The organism is Pectobacterium sp. CFBP8739 (assembly GCF_013449375.1).
Taxonomy (GTDB): Bacteria; Pseudomonadota; Gammaproteobacteria; order Enterobacterales; family Enterobacteriaceae; genus Pectobacterium.
In genome coordinates, this window is the sequence record NZ_JACDRR010000032.1 from 13,323 (window position 1) to 37,265 (window position 23,943).

The following is a 23,943-nucleotide window of genomic DNA, read 5'->3' on the forward strand; positions in this document are numbered from 1 at the left end:
GCGAAGGGTTCTAAGCCAGTGGCACTATTTCGCCATCGCCTGCTCATACGCGTTTAAAATCGCGGTGTGGTAAGGCGCGATAGGGAACGTCTTGCCTTTGCTCGCCAATTCATCCGGCGTTACGTCTGTGAAAAGACGCTGCCATACCGCGGGTTTTAGCTCGGCCTGAACGTACTTGGCATCGATCCCCGGATACCAGTTAAAGCGTTCCACAATCCCTTCAGCCTGTACTTTGGCGCTGGTTGCCAGTTCAACAAACTGCTTAGCCAGTTCGCGGTTCGGTGCCTGCGCGGGGATGACATAGTGCATCGGCTGCCCCGGCATACCGGGCGCAGGCAGCAGTAATTTGAAATTATCCGGCAGTTGTCCGCTCGCTTTCCAGGAATAGAACATATCGACCCACACCGGCCCCATCGCGATTTCACCGCGGCTCAGCATATCGAGCGTGCCCGCGTTGCCCGGCGTCAGCGTCACGTTCTTGTTAAAGGCTTTCAGGCGTTCAAACGCCGGCTGCCATTTCTGCGCTTCCGCCTCATCAAACGGCCCATTCATCAGCTTCTGAGCATCGCCGCCGTAAGCGTAAATCCAGCCCATGACGAAGCTCACGCCCGATGCGCCGCCTTTAATCCCGTTGTAGCCGAACATTTTCGGATGCGCGGCAGCCCACTGTTGAATTTCGTCATAGCTTTTAGGCGGATTCGCGACCATGCCAGGGTTATAGGCCAGCGCCGTCTGGCTACTGAACATCGGCATGACGTAGCCTTTTACGTCTGTGCCCATGGCTTTATCCGCCGCGGCCATGTTAACCAACTTGCCACTGGCGATATCGTCGCGATATTTCAGCAGGTCACCCTTTTGCACCATCGGGCCGACAAATTTCTCATGCACGACTGCCACATCGGTGTCCCAGACTTTGGCACCTGCGGCCTGCTGTGCATTGAAACGCTCTAGAATCTTCTGCGACCCCGCATCACCCGGTCCGGTGCCGACGGCACGTACTTTTACGCCGGGATGCTGCTTCTCAAACAGCGGCCCCAGATACTCATTGACATAGTCGACCATGTTTTGGTCACCCGCCGTCAACACCGTTAATTCCTGTGCCTGTACCACCGCCAGTGGCGTACTCATCATCAGCGTTGCAGCAAAAATGCGTTTCATCTCATTTGTCTCCAATTCAGGATCAGGCCGTCAGGCCGGGAAGCGAGGAATAACGTGAAGGGATATCCGATACCGCTGGCGAAGACATCGCCTCTTCTGCCAGCGGGAAAAGAAACAGCGCCTCGGCAGGGATCTGCACCGCAACCCGCTGCCCAATGGCATACGGATGCGCAGCGTGAACCTGTATCCGCCAAGAGCCGCTGGAAATCGTATGCAGCCAATATCCACCGGGGTAACTTTGTGCCTGCACTGTACCGTAACGCATCAACATACCGGGCTGGATGAGCGGAACCTCTGCCGCATCGTAAAGACAAGCCGCTTCCGCACGAAAGCGCGCTTCTATCGGGCCGGGCTGTAGCGACGTATGTGCTGGCACCAGCGAGTGACTTTCGGCATCACCGGAAATCATCAGCGTATCGCCGTCATAACGCGCCTCCAGCACCAGCCGATTCTCTGCGCCCATAAACGCCGCGACAAACGAACTGGCCGGATGGTGGTACACCTCTTGCGGGCTACCCGCCTGCATGATGCGACCCTGATTCAAAATCACGATGCGATCTGCCATCACCATCGCTTCTTCGCGATCGTGCGTCACGTGGATCGCCGTCAATCCCAGACGCTGTTGCAGCGCACGGATTTCATCACGCAACTGTAGGCGAATGCGGGCATCCAAATTGGAGAGCGGTTCGTCCAGCAGCAAAATATCGGGTCTCACCGCCAGTGCACGGCCCAACGCGACGCGCTGACGCTGTCCACCGGACAGTTCCGCAGGCTTACGGGCACTCAGCCCCGCCAACCCGAGCATGGTTTCCAGTTCCGCCACGCGGCTGGCAATCTCCGCATGCGGCACACGGCGCAAACGCAGCCCGTAAGCAATATGCTGTGCCACCGTCATATGCGGCCACAGTGCGTAACTCTGAAACACCAGCGCCATTCCACGTTTCTCCGGTGGCGCTTGCGTCATATCCTGTCCGTTAACACGAATAGTCCCTGAACGCGGCGATGAAAACCCCGCGACCGTACGCAGTAACGTCGTCTTGCCACATCCTGATGAACCGAGCAACGCCACGAATTCGCCCTGCGCGATCTCCAGATGGATATCGTTCAATACGGCGGTCGTGCCGTACCCAACGTGTAGATGGTCGATAACAATGTGCGGGGCTGCCGCAGGGGAAGTATTTTTTTGCACAGCTGTGCATTCCGCGATAATCAAACAATGCGCCGATTGTGCGGTGAGATCGTGTCAGTGGCGTGTTGTCATCATGACATTTCAATGACACGGCTTACGAGGAGGATGACGGGGGACATTTTTGGCGAACAGAAAAACGGGAAAATGTATCTGGAGTATTGGCCATCTCCCACTGTGTGGAGATGGCCAACAATGCTGCCGCGATTACAGAAGATTCTACAGTAACTGCGCCAAACGGTTTAGGTCAGACTGAAGCGCACCTGCCGTAACATCGCGCCCCGCCCCCGGCCCACGAATAACCAGCGGGTTATCCCGATACCAGCGGCTTTCTATCGCAAATACGTTATCACCCGGTAACAGCGACGCCAGAGGATGATCGGGGCGAACGGCTTCAACGCCCACGCGCGCTTTACCGTTGCTGTCAAAGCGTGCGACATGACGCAGAACCAAACCCATCTCCTGTGCCGCTTCCAGACGGCGCAGCATCTGCTCGTTCAGCGAATCGCCATTCTCGAAGAAGTAATCGACGGAACCCTGTTCACAACCCGGCGGCACCAGCGACTCAACCCGAACCTGACTAGGTTCGATGTCATAGCCCGCCTCACGCGCCAGAATCACCAGCTTGCGCATGACGTCCTGACCAGAGAGGTCAACGCGTGGATCCGGCTCGGTCAACCCCTGCTGGCAAGCCTGATCGACCAGATCGGTGAACGGTACAGTGCCATCGAACTGCAAGAACAACCAGGAGAGCGTGCCGGAGAAAATCCCGCTAATCGCCAGAATACTGTCGCCGCTTTCACGCAGATCACGCACCGCAAAGTTGACCGGCAACCCTGCGCCGACGGTCGCGTTATACAACCAGTGGCGATCCGTTTTCGCGAACGCATCGCGGATCTGGCGATAGTTATTGCCACCGGATGCACCGGCCAGTTTGTTGGCGCTGATGACGTGGAAACCATAGCTGGCGAAGTCCAGATACAGATCGGCGACGGAATCACTGGCGGTGACGTCCAACACCACCAAATCATCGAAGGGGTGCGCACGCATCCACAGGAACAGATCTTCACCATCCCGCTCCTGCGCTTCACTTTCAAAGAAGGCCAACGCCCGGCTGGCATCCAACCCATCATAGTTCAGCAGGCTGCGCGTACTGTCCACCACGCCAGCCAGAACAAACTCAAAGCCGGTACGTGCAGACAGATTGCTCTGCTCACGCGCAAACAGCTCCAGCCAGCGTGAACCAATATTTCCTTTGCCGAACAGCACCAGACCGATGCGCTTCTCTGCACGGAATAGTGAATGGTGCAGCCCGCGAATCAAGTGTTCCGTTGGACCGACACGCAGCACCGCCACCAGACTGATGCCATCATCGGCCTGGCGGACAAATTCAATCGGCTGATCTTTCAACTGCTGATAGAACCGGTGGCTATGCAGCGGATTTTTACCCACGCCTGCACCGACCATCGCGACCATTGCCAGTCCGTCACGCTGGTTGAGTTCAACGGGTAACGCAGCCTGTGCCAGCAGTTGCAGCGCGCTATCCACCACTTCGGAGGTGTAGCACAGTTGCAGCAGGTTACGATCCTGATGAGCGCCGATTGCCAACGGTTTCAACTGCGCACGGTTCAGAAGCTGTTCGACTTCTTTTTGTAGCAGCGCAAAATCGTGTTCTGAAGGAACCTGAACTTCAATCAGGCACACGTCATCATGGCTGGTGACAATTTTGGCGCCCGAGCCTGAGGCCAGCACGCGTTCGATACGCGTCGACCCCTGTTCAGGCTGATAACTGCAACGCAGTTGTAAGTCGATATCGCTACCGGAAACGGGCTGCAAGGTACGCGTATGCAGTACCGGCGCAGCCAGACGCGCCAGTTCACTGGCTTCATCCAAACGCAGCAGCGGCAGCAGGCAAGCATCTTTCACTTTGCGCGGATCGGCGCTATAAACCCCAGCGACGTCGCTCCAGATAGTCACACGTTCAACCCCCGCCAGCGCACCAATTTGCGTAGCAGAGTAGTCACTTCCATTGCGCCCCAGCAGCACCGTTTCACCCGCTTCATTACGGCAGATAAAACCGGTTACCACCAAGCGCTGCCCTACATGTTGCGTCAGATATTGCTGCAACAGCGGCCAGGAACGGCCTTCATCAACCTGCGGCTGCGCGGCACGTTCCGCGCAGAGAAAATCGCGCGCATCCAGCCAGGCCGCATTCATATCCAACTGATTCAGTACAGCGGACATCAGACGAGCCGACCAAATTTCACCGTGCCCAACCACTTCGGCGTAAACGGCATCGGTAATCTTGCCATCCAACAGCGTAGCCAAACGCTCCAGGTCGCGAATAAACTGGGCGGTCAGCGCTTCTGCCGCTTGCGCAGGCAGGAGGCCGGCGATCAGCTCACTTTGATAACGGCGTAACGCCTGCTGAACTTGATGCGCCGACAGACGATCGCTCTGACTGAGTTTCAACCAGCTAATCAGTTGGTTTGTGGTACTGCCCGCAGCAGACACCACCATCAAATCACCGGGGTGGCTATACTCCGCCATAATACCGGCTACGCGCAGGTAACACTTCACATCGGCCAGACTGCTACCGCCAAACTTATGCAGTTGTCGGCCCGTTACCGATGGCGCTACTCCTAATGCACTCATTCTTACCTCTTGGCTGCGGCTTGAAACGCACGATCCAGATCGGCAACCAGATCATCACCGTCTTCAATACCAGTGGAAATACGCAGTAATGTCTCAGAGATACCCGCCGCAGCACGTGCTTCTGGCGCCATACCCGCATGCGTCATCGTTGCGGCATGAGAAATGAGGCTCTCAACCCCGCCCAGCGATTCCGCCAGCGTGAACAGCTCCAGCGACGCCAGAAAACGACGCAGGGTGTCTTCATCCCCATCCAACTCAAAACTTAGCATAGCGCCAAAACCAGATTGTTGACGGCGGGCAATATCATGGCCGGGATTGTTCGGCAGTGAAGGATGATATAGCGCTTTCACCAATGGCTGAGTCTGCAAAAACTCAACGATTTGTTGCGCGTTACGCTGCGCGGCGGCCATACGCGGCGCCAACGTACGCAGACCGCGCAGCAGCAAATAGCTGTCAAATGCCGCTCCCGTGACACCGATGTTGTTCGCCCACCAAGCCAGTTCGGTCATGGTATCGGCATCTCTGCCAATCACGGCACCCGCGACGACATCAGAATGGCCGTTCAGGTACTTGGTACAGGAATGCACCACCAGATCAGCACCCAATTCCAGCGGCTTTTGCAGCGCAGGGCTCAGGAAAGTGTTATCCACTACGCTAACCGCACCCGCTTCCCGCGCAGCCTGACAAATCGCGGCAATATCGACAACGCGCAGCAACGGATTACTTGGGCTTTCCACCAGCACCAGCTTCGGCTTTTCTGCCAATGCCGCATTGAGCGCATCGGTATCACTTTGATCGACAAATTTGACGCGAAACGCACCGCGCTTGCTCAGGCTATCAAACAGACGATAGCTGCCGCCGTAGCAATCATGTGGCGCAACCAGCAGATCGCCAGGACGCAGGAACACCGTGCAAACCAGCATAATCGCTGACATCCCGCTGCTCGTCATTACCGCACCCGCGCCGCCTTCCAGTTCGGCAAGCGCACGTTGTACGACATCACGCGTGGGGTTGCCGCGACGCGAATAGTCATGCGCGCGTGGCTGGTTGAATCCGGTGAAGTTATACGTGCTGGAAAGGTGAATGGGGGGGACGACGCAACCGTACTGTTCGTCATCATTTAACCCACTGCGGACTGCGATCGTTGCCTGTTTACGCGTCATCGGTTCATTTCCTGGCTGGAGACTGAAAAGAGAGGAACTTAAGAGTAAACGCAGATCTAATAGACGTCAACACATCTAGACATCTAAACCTCTTTGCGTATAGATTGAGCACGGGCAGAATAACCGTTAGAATCGTGGCATTTCATGACAGATGCTGTCTTCATTAGATTAATTTTTAAGGTATCCCATGGCTGAGTGGAACGGCGAGTATGTCAGCCCTTACGCTGAACACGGTAAAAAAAGCGAGCAAGTCAAGAAGATAACAGTATCTATCCCGCTGAAAGTATTGAAGATACTGACTGACGAACGCACGCGTCGTCAGGTGAACAATCTGCGCCATGCCACCAACAGCGAGCTGCTGTGTGAGGCGTTCCTGCACGCGTTCACGGGCCAACCGTTGCCGAACGACGAAGACCTGCGTAAAGAACGCGGTGATGAAATTCCTGAAGCTGCGAAAGTCATCATGCGTGAAATGGGTATCGACCCAGATACGTGGGAATACTGATCGCGTTTGCACTATCGATTTTCTTGCTAACCCCGCCTCCCCCGGCGGGGTTTTGCTATGCAGAGAGTCCCGCTCAACACATCACTCCTCATTAACCTGAATCTCCGCCGTTCGCGCTTCCACTCCAAAATATTGCCAGCTGGGGTTATCGTTATCGTAGTAAAGGGCTGCGGGGTGCAGGGATGGATAGCAGGACGTTAATAGCAGAAATCAAGGCCTTACCGGACATATCGAACTGCTGATAGAGATGGGTCAGGATATTCCCACCGTGTCGTCAGTAGGCCAGTTGGCAAAAAGCGCAGAATACGCTGGGTATACGTGGGCGATTGTTGATATCGATGTGACGCGTTTAATGGGCGGTTCAGAAAAAATTAACGTCACGCTGCCTAAATCGCTGATTGACCGAATTGATCGTTGCGTAGCGAGTAGTCCTGAATTTAAAAGTCGTTCGGGTTTTCTCGCACAGGCGACATTAGAGCGAATCTCGTCTTCTCGGTGAACAATTTCTCGATGAACAATTTCTTGATGAACAATGCTGGCACGCCAGAAACAACAAAGGCACCTGTCGGTGCCTTTGTCGAAAGTTACTATGCCAAAAAGGACGATGTCCGTTGGCCAGTAAAACTTATTTTTTGCTGCCTGGAACGGAGAAACGCTTGTTGAAGCGCTCAACACGGCCACCAGTATCAACAACACGTTGCTTACCGGTGTAGAACGGGTGGCAGGCGCCACAAACGTCCAGGTTCAGGTCATGACCCACAGTAGAATGGGTTTTGATCACATTACCGCAAGAGCAAGTCGCAGTAATTTCAACGTAATTCGGGTGAATACCTTTTTTCATGGGGAAACCTCAGTTAAGGCCGTGTCGCTATCCAGCCCTGTTCCGCCAGACACCACACGAAAGTTGTATAAGTAAGTTTCATTATGCAAACGGCACAATGGCGGCGGATCATACAGAATCCGCTACCCTGATGCAATCGCATCCACACATTATCCCTCGCAGCATGTACACTAGCGCCTTGCGTTATTTTCACCCTGCGTCGCGCATGATACAGACCGCTCGGCTGTGTCATTGATCGCCGCGCCAATCTACGTCGACTATCACGGAGAAGTTATGTCTGTCGCTCAGGTCGCTTTGCCCGTGCCATTGGCACGTACATTCGATTATTTGCTACCCGCGGGAGGTATCACTCCGCAGGTTGGCGCGCGCGTCAGCGTCTCCTTTGGTAACCGTAAAGCGATCGGCATTATTACCGCGCTGAGCGACACCAGCGAACTTCCGCTTGAGCAATTAAAACCTGTGCATGACGTGCTGGACGAGCAGCCGCTGTTCCCCCCCAGCCTGTGGCGCATTTTGCTGTGGGCCATTGAGTATTATCACTATCCGATTGGCGAAGTGCTGTTCCACGCGTTGCCGATCCTCCTGCGTCAGGGAAAACCCGCACACCGCGCCCCACTCTGGCAGTGGTTTGCCACCGAACAAGGCCGAGCGACGCCGCTCAGCACGCTCAAACGCGCCATGAAGCAGCAGCAGGCGCTGGCCGCCTTACTTCAGTCGCCAATTTATCGCCATCAAGTGAACGAAATCGGGCTGACGGAAACGGTATTACAGGCACTGCGCAGCAAAGGGCTGTGCGAATTGCAGGCCGCCGAGCAAACGCTCCATGACTGGCGTCAAAGCTTTAGTCTGGCAACTGACCGGCTGCGTCTGAACACCGAACAGGCTACCGCCGTTGGCGCTATTCGTAGCGAAGATAATCACTTTGCCGCTTGGTTGCTTGCGGGTATCACAGGTTCAGGCAAAACCGAAGTCTATCTCAGTGTGTTGGAAAACGTACTGGCGCAGGGCAAGCAAGCGCTGGTGTTAGTACCGGAAATTGGCCTGACGCCGCAAACTATCGCCCGCTTCCGCGAACGCTTTAACGCGCCGGTGGATGTCCTGCACTCGGCACTCAACGACAGCGAACGCCTTGCCGTCTGGCTACGCGCCCGCAGCGGCGAGGCTGCCATCGTCATCGGGACACGATCGGCACTATTTACCCCCTTTGCCCGTTTGGGGCTGATCGTGATTGATGAAGAACACGACAGCTCCTATAAACAACAGGAAGGCTGGCGTTATCACGCTCGCGACTTGGCAGTGTTCCGTGCCAAAGAAGAAGACATTCCTATCGTCATGGGAACGGCGACGCCCGCGCTGGAAACGCTGTATAACGTCCAGATCGGCAAGTATCGACGCTTGAATCTGACCAAAAGAGCGGGCAATGCCGCATTGGCCAAACAGCACGTTATCGATCTGAAAGGACTGCCGTTGACGGCGGGATTATCCCAGCCGCTGATTACCCGCATTCGCCACCATCTGACAAACGATAATCAGGTCATTTTGTTCCTTAATCGGCGCGGGTTCGCTCCCGTAGTGATGTGCCACGAATGCGGCTGGATTGCCGAATGTCAGCGCTGCGATCACTACTATACCTACCACCAGCATCAGAAAATGTTGCGCTGCCACCACTGCGACAGCCAGCGTCCGGTGCCACAACAGTGCCCCAGTTGCGGTTCAACGAATATAGTACCCGTCGGTCTGGGCACCGAGCAGTTGGAGCAAAGCCTTGCCCCGCTATTTCCCGATGTTCCGATCACCCGCATCGATCGTGATACCACCAGCCGTAAAGGCGCACTTGAGCAGCAGCTCTCGCAGGTCAGGCAAGGTGGCGCACGTCTTCTCATCGGCACACAAATGTTGGCGAAAGGCCATCACTTCCCAGACGTAACGCTGGTTGCCCTGCTGGACGTGGACGGTTCGCTGTTTTCTGCCGACTTCCGCGCCGCAGAACGTTTTGCCCAGCTCTATACTCAAGTGGCGGGTCGTGCGGGGCGTGCAGGCAAGGCGGGCGAAGTGGCGTTACAAACGCATCACCCTGATCACCCGCTATTACAAACGCTGCTACAACAGGGCTACGATGCCTTTGCCAGTCAAGCACTTACCGAGCGGAAAAGCGTTTTTCTGCCGCCGTTTACCAGCCATATCCTCTTCCGCGCTGACGATCACGATAATCAGCAGGCCGCGTTATTCCTCCAGCAGTTGCGTAATTTACTGGAAGCGAGCCCGCTGCGGGATGAATCACTCTGGCTATTGGGCCCCGTCCCTGCTTTACAGCCAAAACGTGCGGGGCGCTTCCGCTGGCAGCTCTTGCTACAGCACCCTTCCCGAGCGCGATTACAAAAACTGGTCAGAACTTCAATGGCGCTGATCGGCACGCTGCCGCAGGCACGCAAAGTGAAATGGATGCTGGATGTCGACCCCACGGACGGTTAGCGCTTCCTATTAGATCATTTTTTTTTTTGGCCGCGCTTTTTTTGCGAGCGGCGTCGAGAACACGATATTCATCACACTTTCTGTGCAAATTAAGCAACAAAACCTGCTCTCAATCTGTTATCACTGTCGGCGCAGGCAGTATGCTGAGGCTGGTCATGTACTGACATACCGTGCCACTCAGTCGGTATACCGCGCCGAAAAGCATTACCCGTCATCATAGAGAGTCAGCAGGCAGGAGCGTTCTGCTGACAGTCAGCGCCAGTTAACGCTGACGCAAGGAGAAAAGCGTTGAAGCAGAAGAAAGGCGTCACCACGGCGACGATGAAAGACGTGGCGGATGAAGCAGGCGTTTCCACCGCGACCGTATCCCGAACGTTAATGAACCCAGAAAAAGTCTCTGCGACCACCCGCAGGAAGGTCGAGCAGGCCGTCATCGCCGTTGGCTATTCGCCCCACGCGCTCAACAGGAACCTCAAGCGTAACGAGTCACGTACGATCCTGACGATAGTCCCAGATATCTGCGATCCTTATTTCTCTGAAATATTTCGCGGGATCGAGGAAACGGCAGCCGAACACGGCTATCTGGTGTTGATTGGCGACTGTGCCCACCAGCATCAGAAAGAAAAAACCTTCGTCGATCTGATTATTACCAAGCAGATCGACGGCATGCTGTTACTCGGTTCCAATCTGCCGTTTGACGCAGGGCAAGAAGAGCAGCGTAATCTGCCGCCAATGGTGATGGCGAATGAGTTTTCACCGGATCTGGCTCTGCCCACCGTGCATATCGATAACCTGACCGCCGCCTTTGAAGCCGTACATTATCTGCATCAGGCGGGTCATCAGCGCATCGCCTGTATTGCCGGCCCAGAGCACATGCACCTGAGCCAATATCGCCTACAGGGCTATATTCAGGCCCTGCGGCGCAACGGGATTCTTATCGATAATCAGTATATCTTTCGCGGTGATTTCACCTACGAAACCGGAATGAATGGCCTGATTGCGCTGATGCAGCACCCACAGCCACCCAGCGCGATTTTCTGTCATAGCGATCTTATGGCGCTGGGCGTGCTGGCGCAGGCCAGAAAGATGGGACTGGCTATCCCGCGCGACCTTTCCGTCGTCGGTTTCGATGATATTGAACAGGCGAAATACAGTTGGCCTCCGCTGACGTCTGTCGCCCAACCGCGTTATCAGATCGGACGCGAGGCAATGCTGTTACTCTTAGAGCAGTTGCAAGGTAACACAGTACAAAGCGGCTCCCGCCTGTTGTCCAGTGAACTGGTCATACGCGACAGCGTCGCTGCGCCGAATTACGCCCGTAACAGGCTTTAAGACTTCAGGTGCTGGTCAAATATTTGAGGGTTCAGTAACATGACTCCCTAATTATGTTAATTCCCTAATCAATTCACAGCGAAACAACCGTGGCACAAAAAGACTACGTGAGCCGAGGACGTTCATCAGGGACGCGTCGGAAAACGACAAATAGCCGGAAAAAAGGCAAGGCTTCAGGTGCATCAAAAACGATGATCGCACTGGCTGTTGCCGTTTTGGTCACCTTCGCGGGCGGTCTGTACTTTATCGCCCATAATAAACCCGACGAGTCCCCCGTCCTGCCGCATCAGAATGCAGGCAAAGGTAACGGGCTGCCACCTAAACCGGAAGAACGCTGGCGCTACATCAAAGAACTGGAAAACCGTCAGTTGGGCGTCACGACGCCAACGGAGCCTTCTGCGGGCGGCGAGATTCAATCGCCAGTGCAATTGACGGATGAACAGCGCCAACTGCTGGAGCAGATGCAGTCTGATATGCGTCGTCAGCCAACGCAGCTTTCCGAGGTGCCGTATAACGACCAGACGCAGGTTCCGCGCTCTCAGGTGACGATCAAGCCGTCGACACAACCGATGCAGCAGCCGCCTGTCGTGATGACACAGCCTACCACGCGGGCACCGACTATCACGCAAACGACGCCTGTTGTTCCAAAGCAAGATATTCCAAAGCAAGAGATTCCAAAGCAAGACATTGCAAGACAGGAAACGCCAAAACAGGATGCGCCGAAGCAACAGCCGATCAAGCAGCCTGAAGCGCCAAAAGTCGAAAAAAACCAACGTTGGGCGATTCAGTGTGGTTCCTTCAAAACCCTGGATCCTGCCGAATCGGTGAGAGCGCAACTGGCGTTTGCCGGTATCGAAAGCCGTATCACCTCCAACGGTGGCTGGAACCGCATTATGCTGGGGCCTTACAACAACCGTGCTGCTGCGGATAGCATGATCCAACGCCTGAAGAGCGCGGGCGCATCAAACTGTATTCCTCTTGCCAGCGGGGGTTGAAAAACCCCACGCCTTCCCCCATCTATAACATCAATGTGCCCCGAATCATGCGGGGATCTTTTTCTTCAAACGGGGACTGACTCGTGACAACAATTGTAAGCGTACGCCGCAACGGCCAGGTGGTCATTGGCGGTGATGGACAAGCCACTCTGGGCAACACCGTGATGAAAGGCAACGTGCGTAAGGTACGCCGCCTCTACCATGACCGCGTCATCGCCGGTTTCGCAGGCGGCACGGCGGATGCCTTCACCCTTTTTGAGCTTTTTGAACGCAAGCTGGAATTGCACCAGGGCCATCTGGTGAAAGCCGCCGTCGAGCTGGCGAAAGATTGGCGTACCGACCGTATGCTACGCAAACTAGAAGCCCTGTTGGCCGTCGCAGACGAAAATGCTTCTCTGATCATTACCGGTAATGGCGATGTCGTGCAGCCTGAAAACGATCTGATCGCTATCGGCTCCGGCGGTCCTTATGCGCAGGCCGCCGCACGCGCTTTACTGGAAAACACCGAGCTGGGTGCGCGTGATATCGTCGAAAAATCTCTGGGAATTGCGGGCGACATCTGTATCTATACCAACCAGTTCCACACGATAGAAGAATTAGCCTCCAAGGCGTAAGGATCAACTATGTCTGAAATGACCCCGCGCGAGATAGTCAGCGAACTCGATAGCTATATCATCGGCCAGCATAAAGCAAAACGCGCCGTTTCCATCGCGCTGCGTAACCGCTGGCGCCGTATGCAGTTGGACGAAGCACTCCGTCATGAAGTGACGCCTAAAAATATTCTCATGATCGGTCCGACCGGCGTGGGTAAAACCGAAATTGCTCGCCGTCTGGCGAAACTCGCCAACGCGCCGTTCATCAAAGTGGAAGCCACCAAATTCACCGAAGTGGGCTATGTCGGTAAAGAAGTTGACTCCATCATCCGCGATCTGACGGATTCTGCGATCAAGATGGTGCGCCTTCAGTCTATCGAAAAAAACCGCTTCCGTGCGGAAGAGATGGCAGAAGACCGCATTCTGGATGTACTGATTCCACCAGCAAAAAACAACTGGGGGCAGGCGGAAAGCACACCAGAACCTTCCGCTGCACGTCAGGCATTCCGCAAGAAACTGCGTGAAGGCCAGTTGGACGACAAAGAGATCGAGATCGATCTGGCTGCCGCCCCCGTTGGCGTCGAGATCATGGCACCGCCGGGCATGGAAGAGATGACCAATCAGCTCCAGTCCATGTTCCAGAATCTGGCAGGCCAAAAGCAGAAAGCCCGCAAGATCAAAATCAAAGACGCCTTCAAACTGCTCATAGAAGAAGAAGCCGCCAAGCTGGTGAACCCGGAAGAGCTGAAACAGCAGGCGATTGAGGCCGTTGAACAGCACGGTATCGTCTTCATTGATGAGATCGACAAGATCTGTAAGCGTGGTGAAAGCTCCGGTCCGGATGTGTCCCGTGAAGGCGTTCAGCGCGATCTGCTGCCGCTGGTTGAAGGCTGCACCGTGTCCACCAAACATGGTATGGTCAAAACCGACCACATCCTGTTTATCGCCTCCGGTGCGTTCCAGGTTGCCAGCCCGTCCGATCTGATTCCTGAATTGCAGGGACGTCTGCCGATTCGCGTGGAATTGCAGGCGCTGACGACGGAAGATTTCGAGCGCATCCTGACCGAACCGAGCGCCTCGCTGACCGAGCAGTACAAAGCGCTGATGGCGACGGAAGGTGTGGATATTTCGTTCACGGCCGATGGCATCCGCCGTATTGCCGAAGCAGCCTGGCAGGTAAACGAAAGCACCGAGAATATCGGCGCACGCCGTCTGCATACCGTGATGGAGCGTCTGATCGAAGACGTGTCTTACGACGCCAGCGAAATGAACGGTCAAAGCGTTACCATTGACGCAGATTACGTACGTAATCATCTGGATGAATTAGTAGCAGATGAAGATCTGAGTCGATTTATCTTATAATCCGTTTTCGCGGATCGCACGATTAACGATAAAGTGGGAGGCGTTGGCCTCCCACTTTTGTTTCTGACACCGCCATCACTGACTTTTCTTGTTTATAAACGGATGATTCACGCAATTGGATCGTCAATAAAAATTGAAGCGCACCATGACCTTATCAACCCATAGCAGCAAAACCAAAGCCTGGCTGGATAGTCTGCGTCCAAAAACGTTGCCACTCGCTTTCGCATCTATCGTCACTGGCTCGGCGATTGCAAGCTGGCATAGCAGCTTTAAACCAGGCGTAGCATTACTGGCGTTGTTGACCGCCGGACTGCTGCAAATCCTTTCCAATCTGGCGAACGACTATGGGGATGCGGTAAAAGGCAGCGATACCGCGGATCGTATCGGGCCGCTGCGCGGTATCCAGACCGGTGCCATTACACTGGTGCAACTGCGTAATGCGCTGATCGTGACGGTGGTGCTCACCATTATTTCCGGCGTGAGCCTGGTGATTCTGGCGTGTGAAAAGCCGGCGGATATCTTTGGTTTCCTGATTTTAGGACTGCTGGCGATTTTCGCCGCCATCACCTACACCGTCGGTAACAAGCCCTACGGTTACATTGGGCTCGGCGATATCTCGGTGCTGATTTTTTTCGGCTGGCTCAGCGTCGCCGGGTCGTATTATCTGCAAACTGGCCACTTCGACAGTATCGTGATGCTACCTGCCACGGCCTGCGGTCTGTTGGCGACAGCGGTCTTGAACATCAATAACCTGCGTGATATCGACAACGATCGCATCAGTGGCAAGAACACGCTGGCGGTGCGCCTCGGCGCGGAAAAAGCGCGTTTCTACCACACGATGCTGCTGTTACTGGCGCCGGTTTGTCTCGGTCTGTTTGCCACGTTTTATCTGCACAGCCTAGCGGGTTGGCTCTTTATTCTGACGCTCCCGTTGCTGATTAAGCAGGCGTGCTATGTGCTGCGTGAAACCAGCGCATTCAGCATGCGTCCGATGCTGGAAAAAACGGTGAAAGGCGCGCTGCTGACCAACATTCTGTTCGCCGTGGGTGTGATACTGAGTTAGTGCGGGTCAAGTGAGGCGGGCGAAAAGTGGTGCGTATTTACTGATGCGCATCAAGTTAACATTTGATGATTTTGCCAACAGCCGCCAGAAAGGGATATACTCATGATTCCGGCGGCAAACAGACGTTAATCCTATGAAATACGATACTTCCGAACTGTGCGATATCTACCACGAAGAGGTGAATGTTGTTGAACCTCTGTTCTCTAACTTTGGCGGGCGTACTTCATTTGGTGGCAAAATCACCACGGTGAAATGTTTTGAGGATAACGGCCTGCTGTTCGATCTCCTTGAAGAGAACGGCCTGGGGCGCGTGCTTCTGGTCGATGGCGGGGGCTCCGTGCGCCGCGCGTTGATCAACGCGGAAATCGCTCGGTTGGCGACGCAAAACGAATGGGAAGGCATTGTCGTTTATGGCGCGGTGCGTCAGGTTGACGACTTGGCTGAGCTGGATATCGGTATTCAGGCGATGGCAGCCATTCCGGTCGGCGCCAGTAGCGAAGGCATCGGCGAAAGCGATATTCGCGTCAACTTCGGTGGCGTGACCTTCTTCTCCGGTGACCATTTGTATGCCGACAACACCGGTATTATTTTGGCGGAAGACCCACTGGATATTGAATAATAGCGTTGAATTGTCAGGGATTGATGGCGTCGAGCGATGATAATGGGTAGATCGTAAAGATGTGGTAAATACATCCTTGTACCCTCGAGCCGCGCAATATGAATCTCATCCTGAGATTCACCCTTACAGGGCCGTCGCAAGCGACGTTCAAAAGCGTCACTGACGCTTTTGTCCATGGCGCGGACGCTTTACTCTTGTATCCCATTATCACCGTTCTACTTCAGTGAAACAGGCTTCTTAGGCTGTCAAAAGCCCTATTAGACTTCTTCCATTTTGCCTAACAGCGCGCGTAAGCGCTCTTGCCATACCACTTGCTCTTCTTTCAACTGTTCGTTCTCGCGCACCAGCGCATCACGTGAACTAGCTGCCGCCTGAACATCCTGCGACAGCGCGTTGTTCTGCTCTTTCAGCTCTTCAATTTCCATTTGCAACAGCGTGATGGTATCAATCGCCTGCTGAACTTTCGCTTCCAGCTTTTCAAACACTTCAAATGACATTCTTCAAACCCCTTTTAATCGCAACAAGGCAAAGATCGGTTAACGCTGGCCTTCGGACTCTGTAACCAACACCCAACGGTGTCGCCATCCGCCCGTAAACATAATCCTGACCGCAGGACGGCTGGCAAGACAGACCATAGCGAAATTGTATGTAGCCAACCGCCACCTGTCTAGCGCACATCCCCCACTACACGAGTGTGGCAGCTTTTCTAACGTAACACTATCAGTACAAACCGAAAAACGGGCAGTACAAACCGAAAAACGGGCAACGCGAGTTGAAAAACAAGCTGCATAAACGGAAAAAGCGAGTGGCATAGACTGAAAACGACTCCTGTTCGCTTCCTCATTACTCCTATGGTGTTAATAAATTTAACCTGAGCGTTACTCTCAGCGGTGGACAAAAAACCACCATGAGCCATTTTATAAGCGAATTCGCTCATTTTTTTGACGAACAACACACATTTTAATTTCGATATTTCTCGATTTCGAGCATTAACGATAAATTCACATCATAAATACATTTAAAACAGAGGATGCCCCCAACGGTATCCTTAGACCTAAAACTCTGTACGTTACCTAGCAGGAAAAAATATGAGCCAAGCAGAACGTTCAACGCTAAAAGGCCAGTGTATTGCCGAATTTCTCGGCACTGGCCTGCTGATTTTCTTCGGTGTCGGCTGCGTCGCCGCATTGAAACTGGCGGGAGCCAGCTTCGGACAGTGGGAGATCAGCATCATTTGGGGGCTGGGGGTGGCGATGGCAATCTACCTAACCGCCGCGATTTCCGGTGCCCACCTCAACCCAGCCGTTACCATCGCGCTGTGGCTGTTTGCCTGCTTCGATGGGCGCAAGGTGGTGCCTTACATTCTGGCGCAGATTGCCGGGGCATTTTGTGCCGCCGCACTGGTCTACGGTCTTTATCACAATCTGTTCGTAGATTTTGAGCAGACCAACAACATGGTGCGCGGCAGTACGGAAAGCCTGAGTTTAGCGGGCATTTTCTCAACGTATCCGAACCCGCATATTTCCGTCATGCAGGCGCTGCTGGTTGAGACCGTCATCACTGCCATCCTGATGTGTCTGATTCTGGCGCTCACCGACGATGGTAACGGCATCCCACGCGGGCCGCTCGCTCCCTTGCTGATCGGTATTCTGATTGCTGTCATCGGGGCGTCCATGGGGCCGCTGACCGGCTTCGCCCTCAACCCGGCGCGTGACTTTGGTCCTAAGCTGTTCGCTTTCCTAGCGGGCTGGGGCAAGGTCGCCTTTACTGGCGCGCGTGACATTCCTTATTTTCTGGTTCCTATTTTCGGCCCCATTATCGGTGCCTGTCTGGGCGCCTTCGGTTATCGCGCACTGATTGGCCGTAATTTGCCATGCGATGTCTGCGAACCCGAGGCAGAAACTACCACACGTCGTGAAAGCCATTAAACTTAACGCCACGACCATCCTATTTCACGGTTAATCATTACAGGATTGGATTTATGAACCCGGAAAAAAAATACATTGTCGCACTTGATCAGGGCACAACCAGTTCCCGCGCCATCGTGCTGGATCACGACGCCAATATCGTGAGCGTCTCGCAGCGTGAATTCACTCAGATCTATCCAAAAGCGGGCTGGGTAGAACACGACCCGATGGAGATTTGGGCATCACAAAGTTCCACGCTGATCGAAGTGCTGGCTAAAGCCGACATCAGCTCGGATGAAGTCGCGGGCATTGGTATCACCAACCAGCGTGAAACCACCGTCGTCTGGGAAAAAGAGAGCGGCAAACCGATTTATAACGCCATTGTCTGGCAGTGTCGTCGTACCGCAGACATTTGCGAAAAACTGAAGAAAGACGGTCTGGAAGAGTACGTTCGCAACACCACCGGACTGGTGGTCGACCCCTACTTCTCCGGTACCAAAGTGAAATGGATTCTGGATCACGTTGAAGGCTCTCGTGAACGCGCCAAACGCGGCGAACTGCTGTTTGGTACGATTGATACTTGGCTAATTTGGAAAATGACGCAGGGGCGTGTTCACGTCACGGATTACACCAACGCTTCCCGCACCATGCTGTTTAACATTCATACGCTGGAATGGGATACCCGCATGCTGGAAGCGCTGGATATCCCGCGTGAGATGCTGCCGGAAGTACGCGCGTCTTCAGAAGTTTACGGCCAGACCAACATTGGCGGTAAAGGCGGCACACGTATTCCTATCGCCGGTATCGCGGGCGACCAGCAGGCGGCGCTGTACGGCCAGCTCTGTGTTAACCCTGGGCAGGCGAAAAACACCTACGGCACCGGCTGCTTCCTGCTAATGAATACCGGTAAAGAAGCGGTGCTATCCAAACACGGCCTGCTGACCACCATCGCCTGCGGCCCACGCGGCGAAGTTAACTACGCGCTGGAAGGCTCGGTGTTCGTTGGCGGCGCATCTATCCAATGGCTGCGTGACGAGCTGAAGCTGATCGGCGACTCAATGGACTCCGAATACTTCGCAACAAAAGTGAAGGACACCAACGGCGTCTATGTCGTACCCGCTTTCACCGGTCTGGGCGCCCCTTACTGGGACCCATATGCCCGTGGCGCGATCTTCGGGCTGACCCGTGGCGTGAACGCGAACCACATCATCCGTGCGACGCTGGAATCCATCGCCTTTCAGACCCGCGACGTACTGGATGCCATGCAGGCAGACGCCGATACCCGCCTGAAAGCGCTGCGTGTCGACGGCGGTGCGGTCGCCAACAACTTCCTGATGCAGTTCCAGTCCGATATTCTTGGCACGCGCGTGGAACGCCCGGAAGTGCGTGAATCCACCGCGCTGGGTGCCGCTTTCCTGGCGGGCTTAGCGACGGGCTTCTGGAACGATCTGGACGAAGTGAAGAGCAAAGCCACAATCGAGCGCGAATTCCGCCCCAGCATCGAAACGGTGGAGCGAAACTATCGCTACAGCGGCTGGCAGAAAGCCGTGGCGCGTGCCCGTAACTGGGAAGATCACGACGCTTAATCCAGCCACAAATATCAACATCGGGCGCGTTTGTCGCGCCCGTTTTTTCCCTCCCGCTCAACCGCCACGCTCCCCCGTTGTGATAAAATCGCAGCCACATCCTAATGTTGCTCGTTTAAGAACCGAGATACCGGGGCGACCACGGTGCGAGGCATCCCTGCGGGAACCTCATCACCGCGTTTCCCCTAAAATTCAGGCTTAAGTGACTAACATAAGGCCACTCCTTTCCCGAACGACAACAGACAGGTATTTATGAAACGTGAATTAGCCATCGAGTTCTCGCGCGTCACCGAAGCAGCCGCGCTGGCAGGCTATAAGTGGTTAGGTCGTGGCGACAAGAATGCCGCCGACAATGCCGCCGTACAAGCGATGCGCATCATGCTGAATCAGGTCAATATCAACGGTCAGATCGTCATTGGCGAAGGGGAAATTGACGAAGCACCTATGCTGTTCATCGGTGAGCAGGTCGGCACTGGCAAGGGCGATGCCGTAGACATCGCCGTCGATCCGATTGAAGGCACGCGGATGACGGCAATGGGTCAGGCGAATGCGCTGGCCGTGCTGGCCGTTGGCGAAAAAGGCGCATTTCTGCACGCGCCAGACATGTATATGGAAAAACTGATCGTCGGGCCTGAAGCGAAAGGCGCGATTGACCTCAACCTACCGCTGGCAGACAACCTGGGTAATATCGCACTGAAGCTGGGCAAACCGCTCAGCCAGTTAACCGTGACGACACTGGCTAAACCGCGCCACGATGCCTGCATCGCGGAAATGCAACAGTTGGGCGTGAAAGTGTTCGCCATTCCAGACGGCGACGTGGCCGCATCCATTCTCACCTGCATGCCGGAGAGCGAAGTTGACGTGCTGTACGGCATCGGCGGCGCGCCAGAAGGCGTGATTTCAGCAGCAGTTATCCGCGCGCTTGATGGCGACATGCAAGGACGTTTGCTGGCACGTCATCAGGTTAAAGGCGATAGCGCTGAAAACCGCCGTATCGGTGAAGATGAGCTGGCACGCTGCCGTCAAATGGGCATCGAAGCCGGCGATGTTCTCAAGCTTGATGATATGGCGCGTAACGATAACGTGATTTTCTCCGCGACCGGCATCACCAAAGGTGACTTACTGGACGGGATCGCGCGTAAAGGCAACATGGCCACCACAGAAACGCTGCTGATCCGTGGCAAATCCCGCACGATCCGCCGGATTAAATCGACGCACTATCTGGATCGCAAGGATCGCACTCTGCACGAGTTCCTGCTGTAGCTGACCACCGATCGGCAGACTGATTGTTTCACAGTTGTTAATAAATGGCGTATCGTAGATGCACGAATATTGGCGTCGATACCCTAAATAATTCGAGTTGCAGGACAAAACGTTATCGTTTTGAACAACGCACATGCAGCTTGAAGTATGACGGGTACAACAGGAGCAGAAAAATATGGCTGAATGGGTGACAGGCAAAGTGGTTCAGGTGGAAAACTGGACAGAAAGTCTGTTTAGCATTCGAGTTCATGCGCCCACCGATGCATTCACTGCTGGGCAATATGGCAAACTGGCACTGGAGATTGAGGGTGAGAAAGTGCAGCGCGCGTATTCCTACGTGAATGCGCCCAGCGATCCCACGCTTGAGTTCTATCTGGTGACGGTGCCCGAAGGCAAGCTCAGTCCTCACCTGCATGCGCTACAGCCGGGCTCAGATGTCCTGATCGTCAAAGAAGCTGCCGGCTTTTTCGTGCTGGAAGAGGTTCCTGATTGTGAAACGCTGTGGATGCTGGCAACTGGGACAGGCATTGGACCGTATCTTTCCATTCTTCAGGAAGGTAAGGATCTGGAGCGCTTTAAGAACATCGTGCTGGTTCACGCCGCTCGATTCTCACACGATTTGAGCTATCTGCCGCTAATGCAGCAATTACAGCAGCGCTACCACGGCAAGCTGCGTATTCAAACGGTAGTCAGCCGGGAAGAGGAAGCGGGGTCGCTGACAGGCCGCATTCCTCAGCTTATCAGCAACGGTTCGCTGGAAGCTGCCGTGGGCTTGCCGATGGATGCGGCAACCAGCCACGTCATGCTGTGCGGCAACCCACAGATGGTACGCGACACCCAGCTGTTGCTGAAAGAAGAACGGCAAATGACCAAGCACCTGCGCCGCAGACCCGGTCATATGACTGCCGAAAACTATTGGTAAACAACCGGTTATTTTAATTAGCGGCGGAAGCGAAACGGCTCCGCCGCTGCGCCAAAGCGGTTTTCCCCTTTTGTGCCGAGAAAAACGCCGCAGTCGAGCAGCGTCATCACGACAATCAGGATCGGCAAGAAACGGCCAAGTCCCCACTGCCAGATGGATGAGAACATCGTCCAGTTCCCCGAAGCCAACATCCACGCCACCACTAGCAGCAGCGCCCACCAGCCGCTCTTATTGCGGTCGTGCAGCCGTTTCACCATAATCGCCGCCGTCGGCCACAGCAATACCACCAAACCAAACGCCGTCGATTGCGTATCCAGCCAGCTTTGGCCGGATAGCGTAAACAGCACCGCCATCAGCGCGACCCAAATGGCCATCCAAAGCCAGAAATCACGACGGCCAATGCGGCCTTTAAACGAGAAGCACCATTGCTGTAATGTCATTAACGATAACGTCCTGAATTATCGGCCTGTCTGACCGAATTAATCTGTATTTTACGCTGGCTGATTTTACCTCAACCGAGACAGTTGCCCGCAATCTTTACGCGATTTTTGTCAGCCACGTGCGATTTCTCACAACGACGTAGTTATTTTGACAACGACGTAGTTATTTTGACAACGACGTACTTGTTTTGACAACGACGTACAAATGCCGCTTTAATCAAACGTATTCCGCCGTTATTGACCTAGACATTTTATAAATGTGGCTAACCTGAATCCCTATGACACGAAAACGCATCGCTTCACTGTTGGTTTTATCATCGCTGGTGCTGTACCAGACCCACGCGGGAGCCGATCCGACGTTCCCGCCCAAGCCCTCAGCCAATGCGCCGTACCTGCTGGCCGGTGCTCCAACCTTCGATCAAACCATCACGCAGTTCCGTTCCCGCTACAACCTGAGTAACCCAACGCTGCCAATCGGTGAATTTCGGGTTGTCGACACCGGTAATATCACCAGTATGCTGACTCGTGCCGCCAGCCGTATCAACGACCACCTCTATGCTTCAACCGCGCTGGAAAAAGGCACCGGGAAAATCAAAACGCTGCAAATCACCTGGCTACCGCAGCCACATAGCGATCAAGAGACCGCTGCGCGTCGTAAGCAGGCTATCGACTATATGGCCGCGCTGGCACGCACGTTCGCCCCATCGCTGACGGAAGAACAGAGCGTGAAAAAAGTCACCGAACTGCTGGAAAAGGGCAAAGGAAAGCGCTTTTATCCGCAAACGGAAGGCGCCTTGCGTTATGTTGTTGCAGATGATGGCGAAAAAGGGCTAACTTTTGCTGTTGAACCGATTAAGCTAACGCTATCTGAACCGTGATCAACACGGTAATTCATGACGAAAAACAGAGCCACGGTCACATTTCGTCTCTATACTGTGGGCAGGTCATATTGCCTGACGGCAGTAAAATTTATGCGTAGATTCACTAACGCATTGATTTATTAAACTTTACTTATTAATGCTTTGATTCATTCGCGATTCCGGCTGGAGGAAAAAAGATGCGACATCCATTAGTTATGGGTAACTGGAAGCTGAACGGCAGCACTCACATGGTCAACGAACTGATCGCGGGTCTGCGTAAAGAACTCAGCACCGTTGACGGCTGTGGCGTAGCGATTGCACCACCTGCTCTCTATCTCGATCAAGCTAATCACCAACTGGCTGGCAGCCGCATTGCGCTGGGCGCACAGAATGTAGACGTGAACCTTTCCGGCGCTTTCACCGGCGAGACGTCTGCCGAGATGCTGAAAGATATCGGCGCGAAATACATCATCATCGGCCACTCTGAGCGCCGCACCTACCACAAAGAAAGCGACGAATTTATTGCGAAGAAATTTGGCGTGCTGAAAGATGCGGGCCTGATTCCGGTGCTGTGCATTGGCGAAACCGAAGCAGAAAACGAAGCAGGCCAAACGGAAGCGGTATGTGCACGCCAGTTAGATGCTGTGCTGAACACGCTGGGCGCGAAAGCGTTTGAAAACACCGTTATCGCCTACGAGCCAGTATGGGCTATCGGTACCGGCAAATCTGCGACCCCTGCGCAAGCGCAGGCCGTTCACAAATTCATCCGCGATCATATCGCCAAGCAAGATGCCGCGGTTGCTGAACAAGTTATCATCCAGTACGGCGGTTCTGTGAATGCAGCAAATGCCGCAGAGCTGTTCACCCAGCCGGACATCGACGGCGCGCTGGTTGGCGGTGCATCACTGAAAGCCGACGCCTTTGCCGTTATCGTGAAGGCCGCCGCCGACGCGAAACGTGGCTAAGCATTGACAGAAAACGGACGGACATCTGTTCGTCCAGTAAAAATCCACCTCTTCAA

General features: G+C 54.4%; 21 protein-coding genes and 1 pseudogene. 15 read left to right on the forward strand and 7 right to left on the reverse strand.

Translation table 11 applies throughout. From position 1 onward, the window contains the following. Positions 1–24 precede the first annotated feature (24 nt). The 4 genes from H0247_RS18645 to metB all read right to left on the reverse strand — a co-directional run bounded on the left by H0247_RS18645 (position 25) and on the right by metB (position 6,162). The gene (locus tag H0247_RS18645; RefSeq protein ID WP_255434027.1) at positions 25–1,131 is read right to left on the reverse strand and encodes an extracellular solute-binding protein; all 1,107 of its coding nucleotides are present in this window, start codon (positions 1,129–1,131) and stop codon (positions 25–27) included. 49 nt (positions 1,132–1,180) lie between these two features. Further along, the gene (locus tag H0247_RS18650) at positions 1,181–2,347 is read right to left on the reverse strand and encodes an ABC transporter ATP-binding protein (RefSeq protein ID WP_180743867.1); all 1,167 of its coding nucleotides are present in this window, start codon (positions 2,345–2,347) and stop codon (positions 1,181–1,183) included. Between the two features lie 216 nt (positions 2,348–2,563). Beyond that, the gene (locus H0247_RS18655; RefSeq protein ID WP_180743868.1) at positions 2,564–4,999 is read right to left on the reverse strand and encodes a bifunctional aspartate kinase/homoserine dehydrogenase II; all 2,436 of its coding nucleotides are present in this window, start codon (positions 4,997–4,999) and stop codon (positions 2,564–2,566) included. 2 nt (positions 5,000–5,001) lie between these two features. Further along, positions 5,002–6,162, reverse strand: a complete 1,161-nt coding sequence (gene metB / locus H0247_RS18660; RefSeq protein WP_180743869.1) for a cystathionine gamma-synthase — start codon at positions 6,160–6,162, stop codon at positions 5,002–5,004. A 187-nt stretch (positions 6,163–6,349) separates the two neighbouring features. On the opposite strand from metB, the gene metJ reads away from it, so the two are divergent. Together metJ and H0247_RS18670 are read left to right on the forward strand one after the other, a co-directional pair. Further along, complete coding sequence (gene metJ / locus H0247_RS18665) at positions 6,350–6,667, forward strand: met regulon transcriptional regulator MetJ (RefSeq protein ID WP_180743870.1); 318 nt, start codon at positions 6,350–6,352, stop codon at positions 6,665–6,667. Between the two features lie 217 nt (positions 6,668–6,884). Then, a pseudogene (locus tag H0247_RS18670) lies at positions 6,885–7,166 on the forward strand (type II toxin-antitoxin system HicB family antitoxin); the annotation flags it as partial. A gap of 126 nt (positions 7,167–7,292) precedes the next feature. Here the strand turns inward: H0247_RS18670 and rpmE are convergent. Continuing rightward, positions 7,293–7,508: a 50S ribosomal protein L31 gene (gene rpmE / locus H0247_RS18675; RefSeq protein WP_136157145.1), complete on the reverse strand. Its 216-nt coding sequence runs from the start codon at positions 7,506–7,508 to the stop codon at positions 7,293–7,295. A gap of 273 nt (positions 7,509–7,781) precedes the next feature. On the opposite strand from rpmE, the gene priA reads away from it, so the two are divergent. The 7 genes from priA to rraA all read left to right on the forward strand — a co-directional run bounded on the left by priA (position 7,782) and on the right by rraA (position 15,944). Then, complete coding sequence (gene priA, locus H0247_RS18680; RefSeq protein ID WP_180743871.1) at positions 7,782–9,980, forward strand: primosomal protein N'; 2,199 nt, start codon at positions 7,782–7,784, stop codon at positions 9,978–9,980. Between the two features lie 288 nt (positions 9,981–10,268). After that, the gene (gene cytR, locus H0247_RS18685; RefSeq protein ID WP_180743872.1) at positions 10,269–11,312 is read left to right on the forward strand and encodes a DNA-binding transcriptional regulator CytR; all 1,044 of its coding nucleotides are present in this window, start codon (positions 10,269–10,271) and stop codon (positions 11,310–11,312) included. Between the two features lie 89 nt (positions 11,313–11,401). Further along, a complete protein-coding gene (gene ftsN, locus H0247_RS18690) occupies positions 11,402–12,307 on the forward strand; it encodes a cell division protein FtsN (protein WP_180743873.1) in 906 nt (301 codons plus the stop codon). An 83-nt stretch (positions 12,308–12,390) separates the two neighbouring features. Then, the gene (hslV, locus tag H0247_RS18695) at positions 12,391–12,921 is read left to right on the forward strand and encodes an ATP-dependent protease subunit HslV (RefSeq protein ID WP_005973334.1); all 531 of its coding nucleotides are present in this window, start codon (positions 12,391–12,393) and stop codon (positions 12,919–12,921) included. A gap of 9 nt (positions 12,922–12,930) precedes the next feature. Further along, on the forward strand, positions 12,931–14,262 hold the full coding sequence (hslU, locus tag H0247_RS18700; RefSeq protein WP_010299298.1) for an HslU--HslV peptidase ATPase subunit: 1,332 nt from the start codon (positions 12,931–12,933) through the stop codon (positions 14,260–14,262). A 145-nt stretch (positions 14,263–14,407) separates the two neighbouring features. Beyond that, on the forward strand, positions 14,408–15,325 hold the full coding sequence (locus H0247_RS18705) for a 1,4-dihydroxy-2-naphthoate polyprenyltransferase (protein WP_180743874.1): 918 nt from the start codon (positions 14,408–14,410) through the stop codon (positions 15,323–15,325). Positions 15,326–15,458: 133 nt separating this feature from the next. Then, a complete protein-coding gene (gene rraA / locus H0247_RS18710) occupies positions 15,459–15,944 on the forward strand; it encodes a ribonuclease E activity regulator RraA (protein WP_180743875.1) in 486 nt (161 codons plus the stop codon). Between the two features lie 257 nt (positions 15,945–16,201). Here the strand turns inward: rraA and zapB are convergent, their stop codons facing one another. Then, positions 16,202–16,441: a septal ring assembly protein ZapB gene (zapB, locus tag H0247_RS18715; RefSeq protein ID WP_180743876.1), complete on the reverse strand. Its 240-nt coding sequence runs from the start codon at positions 16,439–16,441 to the stop codon at positions 16,202–16,204. A 591-nt stretch (positions 16,442–17,032) separates the two neighbouring features. Between zapB and H0247_RS18720 the strand changes: the two genes are divergently transcribed. The 4 genes from H0247_RS18720 (at position 17,033) to fpr (ending at position 21,622) form a co-directional block, all read left to right on the forward strand. Continuing rightward, a complete protein-coding gene (locus H0247_RS18720; RefSeq protein ID WP_180743877.1) occupies positions 17,033–17,872 on the forward strand; it encodes an MIP/aquaporin family protein in 840 nt (279 codons plus the stop codon). 53 nt (positions 17,873–17,925) lie between these two features. Beyond that, the gene (gene glpK / locus H0247_RS18725; protein ID WP_180743878.1) at positions 17,926–19,437 is read left to right on the forward strand and encodes a glycerol kinase GlpK; all 1,512 of its coding nucleotides are present in this window, start codon (positions 17,926–17,928) and stop codon (positions 19,435–19,437) included. 252 nt (positions 19,438–19,689) lie between these two features. Then, positions 19,690–20,700, forward strand: a complete 1,011-nt coding sequence (gene glpX / locus H0247_RS18730; protein ID WP_180743879.1) for a class II fructose-bisphosphatase — start codon at positions 19,690–19,692, stop codon at positions 20,698–20,700. A 175-nt stretch (positions 20,701–20,875) separates the two neighbouring features. Then, complete coding sequence (gene fpr, locus H0247_RS18735) at positions 20,876–21,622, forward strand: ferredoxin--NADP(+) reductase (RefSeq protein ID WP_180743880.1); 747 nt, start codon at positions 20,876–20,878, stop codon at positions 21,620–21,622. Positions 21,623–21,639: 17 nt separating this feature from the next. Here the strand turns inward: fpr and H0247_RS18740 are convergent, their stop codons facing one another. Continuing rightward, entirely contained in the window at positions 21,640–22,062 is a 423-nt protein-coding gene (locus H0247_RS18740; protein WP_180743881.1) for a DUF805 domain-containing protein, read from the reverse strand. A 278-nt stretch (positions 22,063–22,340) separates the two neighbouring features. On the opposite strand from H0247_RS18740, the gene H0247_RS18745 reads away from it, so the two are divergent. Together H0247_RS18745 and tpiA are read left to right on the forward strand one after the other, a co-directional pair. Further along, positions 22,341–22,940 carry a YiiQ family protein gene (locus tag H0247_RS18745; RefSeq protein WP_180743882.1) on the forward strand — a complete coding sequence of 200 codons (600 nt, stop codon included), beginning with the start codon at positions 22,341–22,343 and terminating at the stop codon, positions 22,938–22,940. A 179-nt stretch (positions 22,941–23,119) separates the two neighbouring features. After that, positions 23,120–23,887, forward strand: coding sequence for a triose-phosphate isomerase (gene tpiA / locus H0247_RS18750; protein ID WP_039350140.1), 768 nt, complete (start codon positions 23,120–23,122; stop codon positions 23,885–23,887). The last annotated feature ends 56 nt before the right edge of the window (positions 23,888–23,943 follow it).

What these genes read in the sequence shown, in the direction of transcription:
- H0247_RS18645 (WP_255434027.1), bottom strand. Translation starts at nt 1,131, where the DNA reads ATGATGAGTACGCCACTGGCGGTGGTACAGGCACAGGAATTAACGGTG.
- H0247_RS18655 (WP_180743868.1), bottom strand. Translation starts at nt 4,999, where the DNA reads ATGAGTGCATTAGGAGTAGCGCCATCGGTAACGGGCCGACAACTGCAT.
- metB (WP_180743869.1), bottom strand. Translation starts at nt 6,162, where the DNA reads ATGACGCGTAAACAGGCAACGATCGCAGTCCGCAGTGGGTTAAATGAT.
- metJ (WP_180743870.1), top strand. Translation starts at nt 6,350, where the DNA reads ATGGCTGAGTGGAACGGCGAGTATGTCAGCCCTTACGCTGAACACGGT.
- rpmE (WP_136157145.1), bottom strand. Translation starts at nt 7,508, where the DNA reads ATGAAAAAAGGTATTCACCCGAATTACGTTGAAATTACTGCGACTTGC.
- priA (WP_180743871.1), top strand. Translation starts at nt 7,782, where the DNA reads ATGTCTGTCGCTCAGGTCGCTTTGCCCGTGCCATTGGCACGTACATTC.
- hslU (WP_010299298.1), top strand. Translation starts at nt 12,931, where the DNA reads ATGTCTGAAATGACCCCGCGCGAGATAGTCAGCGAACTCGATAGCTAT.
- H0247_RS18705 (WP_180743874.1), top strand. Translation starts at nt 14,408, where the DNA reads ATGACCTTATCAACCCATAGCAGCAAAACCAAAGCCTGGCTGGATAGT.
- rraA (WP_180743875.1), top strand. Translation starts at nt 15,459, where the DNA reads ATGAAATACGATACTTCCGAACTGTGCGATATCTACCACGAAGAGGTG.
- zapB (WP_180743876.1), bottom strand. Translation starts at nt 16,441, where the DNA reads ATGTCATTTGAAGTGTTTGAAAAGCTGGAAGCGAAAGTTCAGCAGGCG.
- H0247_RS18720 (WP_180743877.1), top strand. Translation starts at nt 17,033, where the DNA reads ATGAGCCAAGCAGAACGTTCAACGCTAAAAGGCCAGTGTATTGCCGAA.
- glpK (WP_180743878.1), top strand. Translation starts at nt 17,926, where the DNA reads ATGAACCCGGAAAAAAAATACATTGTCGCACTTGATCAGGGCACAACC.
- glpX (WP_180743879.1), top strand. Translation starts at nt 19,690, where the DNA reads ATGAAACGTGAATTAGCCATCGAGTTCTCGCGCGTCACCGAAGCAGCC.
- fpr (WP_180743880.1), top strand. Translation starts at nt 20,876, where the DNA reads ATGGCTGAATGGGTGACAGGCAAAGTGGTTCAGGTGGAAAACTGGACA.
- H0247_RS18740 (WP_180743881.1), bottom strand. Translation starts at nt 22,062, where the DNA reads ATGACATTACAGCAATGGTGCTTCTCGTTTAAAGGCCGCATTGGCCGT.
- H0247_RS18745 (WP_180743882.1), top strand. Translation starts at nt 22,341, where the DNA reads ATGACACGAAAACGCATCGCTTCACTGTTGGTTTTATCATCGCTGGTG.
- tpiA (WP_039350140.1), top strand. Translation starts at nt 23,120, where the DNA reads ATGCGACATCCATTAGTTATGGGTAACTGGAAGCTGAACGGCAGCACT.